Raw genomic sequence first — 14,673 nt, 5'->3', positions numbered from 1 at the left:
TTTAAAACTTAAAAAAAACTAACTTATATGTTTAAGACTAAAGATGCTTGGATGAATTTCTTCTATTCATTCGGTGCTGCAATTGTAATTCTTGGAGCTTGGCTTAAAATTACTCACATTACCTTGGGACCAATTAACGGTAACATCGCTCTTACAGTAGGGCTTGTAACTGAGGCAATTATCTTTATTATTTTCGCGTTTGACCCTCCAGCTGCTGAAGAGTCTTACCATTGGGAAAATGTTTATCCTGAATTATTGGATAAGCATGCAAATCCAAATCCTCTACATTCAAATATCTCTGCAAAGAACACTGGCGCTCAGTTTGCTGAATTAGAGAACTCTCTTTCAACTAAGTTAGACAAAATGCTTCAGGATGCTAAACTTGATGTACAATTGTTCGACAGATTAAGAACAGGTATCGATAAGTTTTCAAACTCTGTAGATCAAATTAACCAAACTGTTGACGTTTCTGCTTCTACGCACAAATATAACGATCAGTTAAATAAAGCTGCGACTCACATGGAAAGCATGAATGCTCTTTATGCAATGCAACTAGAGAACGGTCAAAAACAGTCAGATTTCGCTAAGAAATATGTTGACGATATGCAAAAATCAGCAGAGCAGTCTGAGAAATTTAATCAAGAATTACAAGGTTTAACAACTAACTTAAACAGCTTAAACAGAGTTTACGGTGGTATGTTAACTGCTATGAAGTCATAATCCTAACCATTAATTTAATCAAAAACTAAAGAAAAGAGAATGGCAAAAGGAAAACAGACTCCACGTCAGAAGATGATCAACCTAATGTATTTGGTGTTCATCGCAATGATGGCCCTAAACATTGATGTTGAAATCATCAGATCATACTATGACTCTACAAAAGCTCTTAATGAAACAAGATTTTTGACAGAGCAAAAAAATGAAGATATTTTCGAAAAAACATTAGAAGCTAAAGCACAACAAGTGCCGGATACTTATGCAACACCTTGGGAACAGTACAAAGCACTGAAAGCTAAGATTGATGTATTGGTAAAATCAGCTGAAGAAATTAAAGTAACGCTTAAAAAGCAATCTGACTTCCATGATAAAGATCCTAAAACAGGAAAAGACATGGATGTAAGTGAGAACTTCTCAGCATTAAATAATAACGAAGCTACAACTGAATATTTCTTTAAAGAAGGTGATGAGAATTCTCCTTCTGCAAAAGCTTTAGAGCTTAAGAAGCAATTGGATGATGTAAGAGCTTATATAGTTAGTACTTTTGGAGGTAACCCACAGTTATTGAAATTAGTAGATAGAGCAAACAGATCTATCATTGCTGAATATCCTGCTGGAAAATCTCCAAACGGTAAGACGTGGTTTCAGAATAAATTCTATCACCAACCGCTTATCGCTGCGATTTCTAATTTAGAAATTATTCAGAATGATGCAAGGAACGTACAATCAGATGCATTGGCATTGATGCTTCAGGAAAAAGTTGATGCAAGTATCAAATTTACAAGCTACGAAGCTATTGTTTCTGCTCCTACGGATGTTCAAGCTGGTAAGAAAGCTGAGGCAGTAGTTATGTTAGGTAACTATTCAAACAGCAGCAAAATTAGTATTAGTGGTGTAAGCAGACAAGAAAACGGTAAAGGTTACCTTCCTTTAAATACTGGAGGTATTGGTGAGAAAAAAATCGGTGGTGTAATTACTTTAACAGATGCTACAGGAAAAGCTCAGCAATTCCCTTTCACGCATACTTATAATGTAATCGCTGGTCCTCAACAGGTAAAACTAGAACAAGGTCTATTGCTTTCTGCTGATAAGATGAATGTAATGTATAGAGGATTGCAAAACCCTGTTTCAGGATCTATTTTGGGTGCAGATAATGCTCAATTATCATTAACAGCTTCAAGCGGAAATGTTTCAAGTGCAGGTAAAGGTAAATGGAATGTAAAACCAACCACTGGTAATACTATTAATTTAACGCTTTCAGGTACTGACCCTACAGGTAAGAGAGTATCTCAGGTATTTGAATACAGAATTAAAAATGTACCTCCACCACAAGGTCAGATGAGAGGACAAAATTCTCTTAGTATGCCGGCTACTTCAATCAAGAATCAAACCGTACAGGCAGCGATTCCAGATTTTGATTTCCCAGTTAGCTTCACTGTTACAGAATTTATGGTGAGAGTTCCTGGTAAAGCTGCAATGCTTGTTAAAGGAAATTCACTTGCTGATGCGGAAGGTTTATTGAAAAATGTTAGATCTGGAGATATAGTTTCTATTATTGAGATTAAGGCTACTGCTCAGGGGCTTGAAGGACCTGTAAAAAGAATCTCTCCAATCGTTATTAGTGTTCCATAAAATTAAAAAGCAATTATTATGAAAAAATATATTAGCAGTCTTTTAGTTTTAGCATCTGGGTTTGTATTCTCTCAGACTATTCTAAACGCTTCTTCTCCGGAAGAATTCAGACAGATGAGAGCTGAGAATATGAAAAAAGTGGGAGATACTGTTATTAGTAATAAAGTAACTCCTTTAGAATACGGTTTTGTAGATGAGAAAGACATCTTAAAAAGTATGACTGTTTGGGAAATTATCGATTTAAATGATAAAATTAATCAGCCATTTTACTATGACAATCCCAATGGACTTCTATCAAAAACTACAAGATCTCTATATTCGGTTTTATTGGATGGGGCGATGAATGGTAAAGTTGATGAAGTTTATGATGATGAAAATTTTTCAATTAAACTAACTCCGGAGCAAATAAAAGCTAGACTACAGAAAATCGTAACCAATGACGTTTTGGTTGATATTATTGCATCTGGAAGAAAACCTACTGAGCAAGAAATAAAGGAGAATACAGATGTTTTTGAAACTACAACAGAGAATGTTAAGGTTTTAAAAATTATGGGAATGTGGTTCATCGACAAAAGAGATGGTATGATGAAGTACAGACCTCTTGGTATTGCTGCAATGGGTCCTGATCCAGCTGTACAAGGTGTTTTTGATGCTGATGGTAAACCAATTGCCGGTAAAGATGAGTTAATTGATTTATTTTGGATTTATTATCCAAAAGCAAGAGATATTTTAGCAAACAATTATGTATTTAACAGAGCAAATTCGTCAGCGGATTTATCTTTTGATGATGTGATCAATGCAAGAAGATTTTCTTCAATTATTTACAAATCTAGCACAGGTACCGGAGATGGTACAATCAAAGATTATATTCCAAGAAATGCTGAAGAGCAATTGGCAGAAAGCCAAAGAATCAAAGATCAGATTCTTCAAATGGAAAATGATATGTGGAATTACTAAATTTCACTTGATATTTATAAAAAACCTGAGTACATTTACTCAGGTTTTTTTATTATGCAAAACGTCGATTACATTATCGTTGGTGATGGTTATGCAGCATTGTTTTTTGCTCATCAGTTACTTTTAAATAACAAATCATTTGTAGTTTTCTCAGAAGGCAAGAAAAGTGCATCTCAAATTTCGGCGGGTATTATTAATCCTGTTGTGCTTAAAAAATTTACCACATTTTGGCTTGCTCAGGAGCAAATAGACTTTCTAAAAAAGTCTTTAAAAGAAGTCGAATCTTATACAAATGAAAATTATTTAATTGAATCTCCCATTCATAGGATTTTTCATGATGAGAACGAACAAAAACTTTGGCTGAAAAAATCGGGTAATGATGATTTAAAAAACTTTTTAGACGAAAATTTTGATGATTTAACTATAGTAAAAAACGATTTTCACACAGGAAAGGTAAATCAGTCAGCACGGTTGAATGTTCAAGGTTTTTTTAATGGTTTACTTAGCTATTTAGAAAATAATGGAAATTTAGTCAAAGAAAAATTTAATTATCCTGATATTAACATTGCAGATTCAACATATATAGATTTTAAGTTTAAAAATATTCTGTTTTGTGAAGGAATGGGAGTGAAAAAAAATCCATACTTTTCAAATATTGAAGTGATTCCAAATAAAGGTCATCATATTCGAGTAAAACTTTCGGAATCTATTCCTAAAAATATTACGATTAAGAAAAAACACTTTTTATTTCCTTTAGAGAATGATCTTTATTTTTATGGCGGAACTTATGACCGGCAACAATTGCATCATGAAATTGACGATTCTGCCGTTGAACAATTACAAAAAGGACTTTCAGAATTTTATCCAAGTGATTTTGAAATTAAGGAAATTAACTTTGGTTTCAGACCAACAGTAAAAGACAGAAGACCAATTTTAGGAAGACATTCGAAGCATTATAATCTATATGTTTTTAATGGTTTGGGTGCAAGAGGAATTTTAAATGGATGTTATTTTTCAAAAACATTATTCGATTTTATTGAAAATAATATTCCTCTGCCAAAAGAAATTTCTGTTGAACGATTTTAAATAAAAAAAGACGCTACTAAAAGCGTCTTTCTGTTATTGTGAAGCCATCTTTGTTGAGGCTTGATCTCTTTTTCCGTGGAATAAAACCATATCGACGTCTTTCTTCAAGAAAGTAACCTCATTTTTGGTTTCATTGAACTGATATTTATTATCAGAAGTTGAAAACCCGGAATTTTCAAAGTTTTTGTGAAGCTCATAGGACTGTCCGTTAAGATGAAGAACTACTTTATTCTTAGTATGATTTGTGATAACCTCCATTTCATCTCCGTGACGATCAATGATTGTTTCTTTTACAATATCATCATTAGAAACTTCAGTCGGCGCCTCTATTGTCTTTAAATCCGGATCTTTTGCAGAGTGTTTACATCCTGTTAAAGATAAGGTACATAGACCTAAAAGTATTATGGATAATGCTTTTTTCATAATAATGAGTGTTTTTGATTGATAATGAAATTTGGTGTAAATTATTGCTCATAAAAGTACGATTATTTTTAATTAAAAATGTTAAATTTTGATAAAATAACTGAAATATTTTATTTTATGATCTTTTTAATTATTATTTGTGAATCGACTATCGAATTTTGTGCTATATTACTAAGTTTTATTAATTTGATAATAATATCAGTCCTAAACTTTCAGTTATTTTAAATTACAGTTAAATTTTGTTAATTGATTTTAGATTTCATAAATCTAGGCTTACATTTGTGGCTTCAAATGAAAAACGTAATTATATATTTTCTTACTGGTCTTTTTCTACTTTTCGTAGTAGAAAGCAGACTCAATGTAAATACATTACGGAATGATTATACCAATCATAGTTCTCAAAATCTTCCAAAAAGAGCAAACCGTCTAAATCAGACTTTAGAAAAAATCTCTGTTCAACAGCAAAGTGATAATGTTGATGCGGCTTCTTTTGAATTAGATGAAGGTAATTTTCAAATTTCCGATGCTGCAAAAGCAGTTTTAGTTTTTGCAAGTGTTTTTGGACTAATCTATTTATTTGGCCTAAATTATCGCAAAAGATTCAAGCCACAAGTTTTCGATTGTATTACAGATAGTCTTTCTGTAAAAAGATTCATTTTTATCCGTTCTATCAGAATATAGAACCTTTTCGATTCAACTCATATTCTGTCTTATCCTAAAGATAGAGTAATTCTGTGCGTTTATTCTGCACAATATCATTCAATTTTTATTTACGATTTATCCCTCAAAATTTATGAAATCCCAAGTCTTTGGTCATTAAGAACCAATTACTTTTTATGATTTCATCGGGCAATTTTTTAAAACAAACAAATTTATACCTATGAAAAGAGTAGCTTCATTCGTCGCTCTCGGCACTTTGCTGTTGTTGTCAAATTGTAACAGCAAAAAAGAAGAAAAACAAGAAGATTCTATGTATCCGGTGACGTCACCTGTAAAAATGGATACGATTATTAATAAAGATTATGTCGCCCAGATTCAGTCGGTGAAGAACATTGAAGTTCGGGCTCAGGAAAAAGGTTTTCTTGAAAAAATCTATGTTGATGAAGGTCAATACGTAAAAGCAGGACAAACGTTATTCCGAATTATGCCTCAATTGTACCAGGCAGAATTATTGAAAGCAAGAGCCGAAGTAGAACAGGCTTCAATCGAACTAAGAAACGCCAGTACATTATCCGATAATAATATTGTTTCTAAAAATGAGAGATTAATGGCAAAAGCTAAATTGGATGCTGCGAATGCTGAAATGAAATTAGCACAAATCCATCTTTCATTTACAGATATTAAAGCTCCGTTCTCTGGAGTTATCGATAGAATTCCTTTGAAACTGGGAAGTTTGGTAGATGAAGGTGATCTTTTGACAACACTTTCAGACAATACCGACATTTACAGCTATTTTAATGTTTCTGAGCCTGAATATCTTAATTATCAGAAAAATGTTGCCGATCGTGGAAATCAAAATGTGAATTTGGTAATGGCAAACGGAGATTTATTTAATCAAACCGGACAAATTCAAACCATTGAAGGTCAGTTTGATAATGAAACCGGAAATATTGCTTTCAGAGCGAAGTTCCCAAATCCTGAAAAATTACTTAGAAATGGTGAGACAGGAAAAATCCGTATGACTTTACCGCTGAAAAATGCTTTAATCATTCCACAGAAAGCAACCTACGAAATTCAGGATCAGAAATATGTTTTTGTGATTGATAAAAATGGTGTTGCAAAATCTAAAAACATTAAGGTTTCTTATGAACTTCCGGATATTTATGTTATTGCATCTGGTCTTTCAAGTGGCGACAAAATTCTTTTAGATGGGGTGCAGAAAGTGAAAGACGACCAAAAAGTGAAGGTGAAATTCCAGGATCCGAAGAAAGTTCTTCAATCTTTAAAATTAAAAGCAGAATAGTAATACATGATAATTGGTAAGAGATCATTGATCTATCATTCATCATTCATCATTCATCATTCATAATTTATAATTATTGTATGTTTAAAAAATTCATCCGCAGACCTGTTCTGTCGATTGTAATCTCTTTGATTATCGTTTTTATGGGAGTTCTATCGTTAATGAAACTTCCAATCACACAGTTTCCTGCGATTTCTCCGCCAAAAGTAAACATTACGGCAACGTATCCCGGAGCCAATAACGAATTGCTGGTAAAAGCAGTAGTTATTCCTTTGGAACGTTCATTAAACGGTGTTCCGGGAATGAAATACATGACTTCCGATGCCGGAAACGACGGTGAGACGTCTATTCAGGTAGTTTTTGATTTGGGAACTGATCCCAATGTTGCAGCAGTCAATGTTCAGAACCGAGTTTCATCAGCAGTAAACAAACTTCCGCCGTTGGTTGTGCGTGAAGGGGTGAAAATTACCCGTGAAGAACCGAATATGTTAATGTACATTAACCTGTACAGCGACGATCCTAAAGCTGACCAAAAATTCCTTTTCAACTATGCAGATATCAATGTAATGTCTGAATTGAGAAGGGTAAGTGGAGTTGGTTTCGCTGATATTTTGGGAACGCGAGAATATGCAATGCGTATTTGGCTGAAACCTGACCGATTAACTGCTTATAATATTTCCGCTGATGAAGTAATGGAAGCTTTAAATCAGCAAAGTTTGGAAGCTTCTCCGGGAAAAACCGGGGAAAGTTCGGGAAAACGTTCTCAGTCTTTTGAGTATATTTTAAAATATTCCGGGCGTTTCAATAATGAAAAAGATTACGGAAATATTATTCTTAAAGCTAAATCTGCAGGAGAATTTGTAAGATTGAAAGATGTTGCCGATATCGAATTTGGGTCTTCTATGTATGATATTTATTCTACATTAAACGGAAAACCTTCAGCGGCGATTACTGTTAAACAATCGTACGGATCCAACGCAAGTGATGTTATCAAAAATGTAAAAACTTTGATGGCTCAGCTTGAAAAAACCAACTTTCCAAAAGGAATGCATTACGACATCAGTTATGACGTTTCAAGATTCCTGGATGCATCAATTGAAAAAGTAGTTCATACTTTATTTGAAGCATTTATTCTGGTGGCAATCGTAGTGTTTTTATTCTTGGGAGATTGGCGTTCGACGTTGATTCCGGCGATCGCAGTTCCGGTTTCACTGGTGGGAACTTTTGCGGTGATGTCCGCATTTGGAATTACTTTAAATATGATTTCGCTTTTTGCTTTGGTAATGGCAATCGGTGTCGTCGTCGATGATGCAATTGTAGTGATTGAGGCTGTTCACGCTAAGATGGAAGAGAAAGGGCTTTCTGCATTAAAGGCGACTGAAGAAGCAATGCATGAAATCAGCGGAGCAATTATCGCAATTACTTTGGTCATGGCAGCTGTATTTATTCCGGTGGCATTTATGTCGGGTCCGGTTGGGGTTTTCTATCGCCAGTTTTCGATTACAATGGCATCGTCGATTATCCTTTCGGGAGTTGTCGCATTGACTTTGACTCCGGCTTTATGTGCTTTAATTCTGAAAAATAACCACGGAAAAGCGAAAAAGAAAGGCCCTGTAACGATTCTTTTAGATAAATTCAACAATGTATTTAATAAAGGAGCCGGGAAATATGAAAAAGTATTGAATAAAACAGTGACTAAAAAGTTCATCACCCTTCCTTTACTGTTAATTTTCTGTGCCTGTACCTACTTTTTAAGTAACTCATTACCTTCAGGATTTATTCCGAGTGAAGATCAGGGAATGATTTATGCGATTATTCAGACACCACCGGGTTCTACGTTAGAAAGAACGAATCAGATTGCTAAAGAATTGTTGAAAGAATCTGAAGATATCGACGGAGTACAGTCTGTTTCTTCATTAGCCGGCTACGAAATTCTGACGGAAGGAACAGGTTCGAATTCAGGAACGTGTTTGATTAACCTTAAAAGTTGGGAAGACCGCTCAGAATCTGCCGCCGAAATCATTGAAAAGTTGGAAGAAAAAGCCAAAAATATTCCAGGAGCGAATATTGAATTCTTCCAGCCGCCGTCAATTCCTGGTTATGGTGCCGCAGGTGGATTTGAATTAAGACTTCTCGATAAAGCCGGAAGTGGAGATTATCAAAAAATGGAGCAGGTGAGTACAGATTTTGTGAAAGAATTGAAGAAACGTCCAGAATTAGGTTCCGCATTCACGTTCTATTCTGCGAGTTTTCCTCAATATATGCTTAAAATAGATAACGATTTAGCCGAACAAAAAGGTGTAAGTATCGAAAAAGCAATGGATAATCTTTCCACATTAATCGGTTCGAACTACGAAACCAGTTTTATTCGTTTTGACAGACCTTATAAGGTGATTGTTCAGGCAGGTCCGCAATATCGTGCTTTGCCGAGTGATTTAATGAAATTATATGTGAAAAACGATAAAGACCAAATGGTTCCGTATTCAGATTTTATGCATTTGGAAAAAGTATATGGTCTTTCTGAAATTACGAGACATAACATGTACAATTCCTCTGAAGTAAGTGGAACTCCGGCTCCGGGTTACAGTTCCGGACAGGCAATCAAAGCCATTCAGGAAGTCGCCGATAAAACTTTACCAAGAGGTTTCGGAATTGACTGGGCAGGAATTTCAAAAGATGAAGTAGGTCGTGGGAACGAAGCCGTTTACATTTTCCTGATCTGTTTAGGATTTGTTTATTTAATTCTTTCAGCGCAATATGAAAGCTTTATTCTTCCATTGCCGGTAATTCTTTCATTACCGACTGGTATTTTCGGAGCATTTTTATGTCTGAAATTATTAGGTCTTGAAAACAACATCTATGCACAGGTTGCGATGGTGATGCTCATCGGACTTTTAGGTAAAAATGCAGTATTGATTATTGAATTTGCCGTTCAGAAAAAAGCTGAAGAAGGAATTTCTGTAGCAAAAGCGGCAATCGAAGGCGCAGCAGTTCGTTTCAGACCAATTTTGATGACCTCGTTTGCATTTGTTGCAGGGTTAATTCCGTTGGTCATGGCAACCGGACCGGGAGCTGTAGGAAACAGAACCATCGGAACTGCAGCAGCAGGAGGAATGCTTTTGGGAACCGTTTTCGGACTAATGATTATTCCTGGATTATACTACATTTTCGGAACTATTGCTGACAAAACAAGACTGGCAAAATACGAAGAAGAAAATCCTTTAACAGAACAAACAGAACCTTACCAACACGATGATAAACATGAAGATTTATAATAAATATATTGCAGCCATTACCGTTTCGCTTATTTTGGCGAGTTGTAAAGCTCCGATGGCAACCGTCATTCAGGACGAAGTAAAAAATAATATTCCTGAAAATTTTAATCAAAACGAACAGCAGGACGCAAATACCAACAGCGGAACAACGCCGTGGAGACAGTTTTTCACCGACCCGAACTTGGTTAGTCTAATCGAAACTTCTCTGAAAAACAATCAGGAGTTGATGATTACGCTTCAGGAAATTGAAATTGCCAAAAGTGGAGTCGTTGCTAAAAAAGGAAAACTTTCTCCAACCGTAAGAGCTGGATTAGGAGCCGGAGTTGAAAAAGTAGGTCGCTACACCAGTACGGGAGCTGGAGACGCATCCACTGAAATCGAACCAGGAAAAGAAATGCCCGATCCACTTGGAAACTTCGAAGGTGGTTTGATGGCTAATTGGGAAATCGACATCTGGAAAAAACTCAGAACAGAAAAGGATGCTGCCGTTGCGCATTATCTTTCAACGGTGGAAGGAAAGAATTTTGTTCTTTCAAATCTGATCGAGGAAGTGGCTGATAATTATTATGAATTGTTGGCACTAGATAATCAGTTGGATATTATTCGGCAATATATCAAATTGCAGACGAGAGCTTTGGAAATTGCTAAAATTCAGAAGCAGGCGGCAGCAGCAACAGAATTGGCCGTGAAAAAGTTTGAAGCCGAACTGGCAAAATCAAAAGCGACAGAATACACGCTCCGTCAACAGATTACTGAAAAAGAAAATCAGATCAATGCACTTTGTGGCCGTTATCCGCAACCAATCGTGAGAACGAAAGAAAGTTTTATGTCAATTATTCCGCAAACAGTGTATACCGGAATTCCGTCGCAGTTATTAGCAAACCGTCCCGATATTAAGCAGGCTGAATTAGAATTAAAAGCAGCAAAATTAGACGTTGAAGCGGCAAGAAAAGAATTTTATCCTTCTTTGGAAATTTCAGCAACGTTAGGTCTAGAGGCTTTTAAACCTTCATATCTTGTTAAATTACCTGAGTCGATTGCTACAAGTTTAGTTGGTGAACTGGCAGGACCGCTGATCAACAAAAGTGCAATCAAAGCCAATTTTCAGACAGCAGATGCAAAACAGATTCAGGCTTTGTATGAATATGACAAAACTATTCTGAATGCTTATTTAGATATTTCAAATCTAATGTCGAAAGTGAAAAACATCGATCAGTATTATCAGTTAAAGTCTCAGGAAACTCAGGCTTTAGACCAATCCATCGATATTGCCAATCAGCTTTTCAAAAACTCGAGAGCCGATTATCTGGAAGTTTTATTAAACCAAAGAGACGCTTTAGATGCAAAAATGGAATTGATTGAAGCCAAAGAGAAACAGTTAAGTACCGTTGTCGACATTTACAAAAGTTTAGGCGGCGGCTGGAAATAAGTTAGGTTTTTTATTCATATATCATTATTTCAATCGTGGAGTCCGGTTCTGTTTTCAGAGCCGGGCTTTTTTTTAATAAAATTAAAATCCAAAATAAAACACGTCAAGTTTTGACGCTTTACACCTATAGCTTTGCAGTATAAAATATTAAGAGCTATGGAAATCCCTTTTTACTTAAGTTTCAGAGAATTTGAAAATCAATATTATAACAATCTTGAAAAATGGTTTGAAAACGACCAAAATACCAATGAAACCGATTTTCTTCTTTATCTGAAATCGATATACAAGCCATATCTGTGTTACAATTTTTCCGAAGACAGATTACAGGCAGATGCAATGATTCAAGTAAAAAACTTCTTTTTTCCGTACCATGAAAATTTTGGAATTTCATTCAATATAAATCATAGTAATGCAAAAAAAATTAAAACTGGGATCAACAACGTTTCTGAGTTGAAAACCATCAGCATGATGGAATATGCCCAACATATTTTAGACAGAATTCATCATTACTTTCAGAAGAATAAAATTTCAATGAAAGAAAATGAGACGATTTTAAACTACATCAATCATTACGAAATCATTACGGCAAAAGAGAAAACAGGATATTGCCCGGACTATAATTTACATCAGAAAAAACTCCCGTTTTTAAAGGCTTTTCTGCCTCATTTTGGAAGTACAGTCGATATGGCTTTGTACAGAAATTTCTATTTTTCGGTCGTGAGAATTGCAGATTTTATCGATTTTAAGTTGAAAGCAGTTGAATCTTTTGAACTGAGTATTTACAGCGAACTCCGCTCTGAAGCGATGATGAGAATTCACATGAGAAACCAGACTTTCCTTACGGTTTGCAACTGATTTTTTAGGAGCTATTTCCGGCTTTCCACTGTATCTTTTTCGCCACCGCTTTTTTGCAAATCCAATCTGGAAAAAGGATGACGTTGCAATCCGGGCTAGGTGAGAAGTCTTTCATTAAAACACCAAACTTTCATACATCATTATATTGTCGAAATGCATTTTATCAGAATGTATTTCAAGCAAAAATCCAGATTTATTGATCTGGATTTTGTTTTTGATAAATTTATAAAAATGAAATTATTAACTATGGTGTTTTTACTCGGACTAAGCTTGTTATTCAATCTAACGAAAATATATTGGCGAAGTGCGGGCTGGATTTGGCTGAAATTTTTAATCCTGTATTTGGAAATACCATAATAGCAGAATTTTTATTAATAATCTATTTTATGATTTAATTCAATTGGATTATTTTTTTGCAAAATATTTTTTTGCATTTCTTTAGTCTTTACTGAAATATCCATTGCAATACCATTCGGGCCGGTAAATGTAACTGTTTTTCCCATTGCCAATTTTGTATTTATATCATAAGGATCGTTAAAAAATGATTTTGCAAGTGTTTCATATTTTTCCCAATCAATTTTTATTGGTTTTGTACGTACGTCAAATAGATTCCCGCCTTTTTTGACTTCTATCAAATTAAATGAATGTTCATTGTTTAAATCTTGAATAGAAACAATCAGTCCGGGTAAACCATTGAAAACATATGGCCCATCGCTGAAAGGTAATTCTGTAGTAAACCAAGCAATCCAGTTTCTTCCTCCATAAGTTGTTTCTGCTTTTTGAGATTTATATTTTCCAATCATTTTTTGTTCGGAAGTTATTTTCCAATTTAATATTTCATCAATGGGAAGAAGATAATCTGTTCCCAAATAAGTTATTACTTTTTCAATTCTTTTTTGAGCAAGATTCTTTTTAATATAGAATTGATTTTCAACACCCATTTTATATCTTCCGTTTCCATTATTCAATTTTACTGAATCAGAGTTTTTGTCTTGTAAATCTCTAAAAATTGAAGTATTATTTTTTAAATCTAAAATCATACTACTGGAATTAACATCGTCTAGTTTTTCCGGATTCAGTTTGTATTTTGTTTCGTAAATAAAACTAAATTTTTGCGAGAAGCAAAAGGTAGAAATTCCGAGAAAAAATATAATCAATTTCATTTGTAACATATGTTTGTTTAAAATTTATGCTAACGGTTCGGAGCCTTGTGATGATGGGCAAACCGATGCAGAAACTTTCAACTAAAATACAATTTTAATCGAAGCGCAAAACGCGAATTTTAGACTTTCCGCCCACTATTGCAAAGCCCTTGTTAGCCGCAGTTTTTATATCTTTTTTGCTGTTTTAGCATATCCGTGTTGAGTATCAAATTCTTCAGTTATTTCCCATTTTGTTTGGCATTTGGAACACACAAAAATTTCAGTTTTAGTTTTCCAACCAATTACTTCTATTTCATTAATTTTTTCAATTAGTTTTAGGGCTTTAGGCGAACAAGTTAATCCCCGATATAATTTTGTTTCTTTAGGATGTCCACAAAAGATAGAATTGTCATAATCATAAACTTCTTCAATTTCAAAATATTCAATAGGATAGTATCCAGAAGAGTCATAAGGAATATAGTCTTCCTGATTAACTGTAACTTCTCCAATTTGCAACCATTTTGTGAAATTGTTAAATGTCGTTTGTTTCCATATTCCATTACAATTTTTACATTTAAAAATCGCTACTTTCATTTCATCATTTTGCAAACTATAAGAATGAATTTTTTGTAAATTCTTGATCTCACAACTAAGAATTAAATTATCCTTAATGTTTGAATTACAATAGTCATAAATCATTTGTGGTATACTTTTTATTAATCACATCTTTATTTATACGAATTTCAATAAAATTAGTGTTGATATTCAAATTGTAATACTTGTTATCTTCTGACATATTCCAAAATACAGATTCTATATTTTTCTGTAATGTTATAGATTTCAGTTCTTTAAAATCAATGTAAATTAAATTTGAATTAGCATATTGAAGTGAACTCCATTCTTGTAAAAAAATGCCATCTGAAGTTTTATAAAACCAATCTCCAAAAATTTTTCCATAAAATTCCTGAATATTTGGTTCAGTTTTAAGTTGTAAATATTTAGGTCCGAATCTTATTTCTCCCTCAAATCTTTGATAAATTTTTAGTTTTTCAGAAATAAGAAATATACTCCATTCAATCATATGTGGTTTCTTTTTAAAATTACGGCTAACGTTTCAGGGCTTTGTGTTCGGGCGGAAAATCGAAGCACAAAAGCCGGTATTATTACTAAATTTCAATTGAAAAACTGCCGTTG

Annotated in this window: 13 protein-coding genes; 9 read left to right on the top strand and 4 right to left on the bottom strand. The window is 34.2% G+C overall.

Annotated features, from left to right (window positions below; translation table 11 throughout):
• Positions 1-27: 27 nt before the first annotated feature.
• The 4 genes from porL to OEA66_RS05095 are packed head-to-tail and all read left to right on the top strand — an operon-like array spanning position 28 to position 4,392.
• Positions 28-720 (top strand): type IX secretion system motor protein PorL/GldL, encoded by a 693-nt coding sequence (gene porL / locus OEA66_RS05110; protein ID WP_267265442.1) that lies wholly within the window; start codon positions 28-30, stop codon positions 718-720.
• 39 nt (positions 721-759) lie between these two features.
• Entirely contained in the window at positions 760-2,349 is a 1,590-nt protein-coding gene (gene porM / locus OEA66_RS05105; protein WP_267280371.1) for a type IX secretion system motor protein PorM/GldM, read from the top strand.
• A gap of 18 nt (positions 2,350-2,367) precedes the next feature.
• A complete protein-coding gene (gene porN / locus OEA66_RS05100) occupies positions 2,368-3,306 on the top strand; it encodes a type IX secretion system ring subunit PorN/GldN (protein WP_267280370.1) in 939 nt (312 codons plus the stop codon).
• Positions 3,307-3,360: 54 nt separating this feature from the next.
• On the top strand, positions 3,361-4,392 hold the full coding sequence (locus OEA66_RS05095) for an NAD(P)/FAD-dependent oxidoreductase (protein WP_267280369.1): 1,032 nt from the start codon (positions 3,361-3,363) through the stop codon (positions 4,390-4,392).
• A gap of 33 nt (positions 4,393-4,425) precedes the next feature.
• Here the strand turns inward: OEA66_RS05095 and OEA66_RS05090 are convergent, their stop codons facing one another.
• Positions 4,426-4,815: a hypothetical protein gene (locus OEA66_RS05090; protein WP_267280368.1), complete on the bottom strand. Its 390-nt coding sequence runs from the start codon at positions 4,813-4,815 to the stop codon at positions 4,426-4,428.
• Positions 4,816-5,106: 291 nt separating this feature from the next.
• Between OEA66_RS05090 and OEA66_RS05085 the strand changes: the two genes are divergently transcribed.
• From OEA66_RS05085 to OEA66_RS05065, 5 genes are all read left to right on the top strand, one after another.
• On the top strand, positions 5,107-5,496 hold the full coding sequence (locus tag OEA66_RS05085; protein ID WP_267280367.1) for a hypothetical protein: 390 nt from the start codon (positions 5,107-5,109) through the stop codon (positions 5,494-5,496).
• 199 nt (positions 5,497-5,695) lie between these two features.
• Positions 5,696-6,778 (top strand): efflux RND transporter periplasmic adaptor subunit, encoded by a 1,083-nt coding sequence (locus OEA66_RS05080; protein ID WP_267280366.1) that lies wholly within the window; start codon positions 5,696-5,698, stop codon positions 6,776-6,778.
• A gap of 80 nt (positions 6,779-6,858) precedes the next feature.
• Complete coding sequence (locus OEA66_RS05075; protein ID WP_267280365.1) at positions 6,859-10,053, top strand: efflux RND transporter permease subunit; 3,195 nt, start codon at positions 6,859-6,861, stop codon at positions 10,051-10,053.
• Positions 10,040-11,482: a TolC family protein gene (locus OEA66_RS05070; protein ID WP_267280364.1), complete on the top strand. Its 1,443-nt coding sequence runs from the start codon at positions 10,040-10,042 to the stop codon at positions 11,480-11,482. Before OEA66_RS05075 ends, OEA66_RS05070 begins: the two co-directional genes overlap by 14 nt.
• A 156-nt stretch (positions 11,483-11,638) precedes the next feature.
• Positions 11,639-12,337 (top strand): hypothetical protein, encoded by a 699-nt coding sequence (locus OEA66_RS05065; RefSeq protein ID WP_267280363.1) that lies wholly within the window; start codon positions 11,639-11,641, stop codon positions 12,335-12,337.
• 371 nt (positions 12,338-12,708) lie between these two features.
• On the opposite strand, the gene OEA66_RS05060 is transcribed toward OEA66_RS05065, so the two are convergent.
• From OEA66_RS05060 to OEA66_RS05050, 3 genes are all read right to left on the bottom strand, one after another.
• Positions 12,709-13,500, bottom strand: a complete 792-nt coding sequence (locus OEA66_RS05060; RefSeq protein WP_267280362.1) for a GLPGLI family protein — start codon at positions 13,498-13,500, stop codon at positions 12,709-12,711.
• A gap of 165 nt (positions 13,501-13,665) precedes the next feature.
• The gene (locus OEA66_RS05055) at positions 13,666-14,073 is read right to left on the bottom strand and encodes a hypothetical protein (RefSeq protein ID WP_267280361.1); all 408 of its coding nucleotides are present in this window, start codon (positions 14,071-14,073) and stop codon (positions 13,666-13,668) included.
• Between the two features lie 94 nt (positions 14,074-14,167).
• Positions 14,168-14,560, bottom strand: a complete 393-nt coding sequence (locus tag OEA66_RS05050) for a hypothetical protein (protein ID WP_267280360.1) — start codon at positions 14,558-14,560, stop codon at positions 14,168-14,170.
• Between the last annotated feature and the right edge of the window lie 113 nt (positions 14,561-14,673).

Origin of the sequence: Chryseobacterium luquanense, from assembly GCF_026460945.1 — a bacterium.
Classification (GTDB): domain Bacteria; phylum Bacteroidota; class Bacteroidia; order Flavobacteriales; family Weeksellaceae; genus Chryseobacterium; species Chryseobacterium luquanense.
This window is presented reverse-complemented; position numbering and strand designations above follow the sequence as displayed.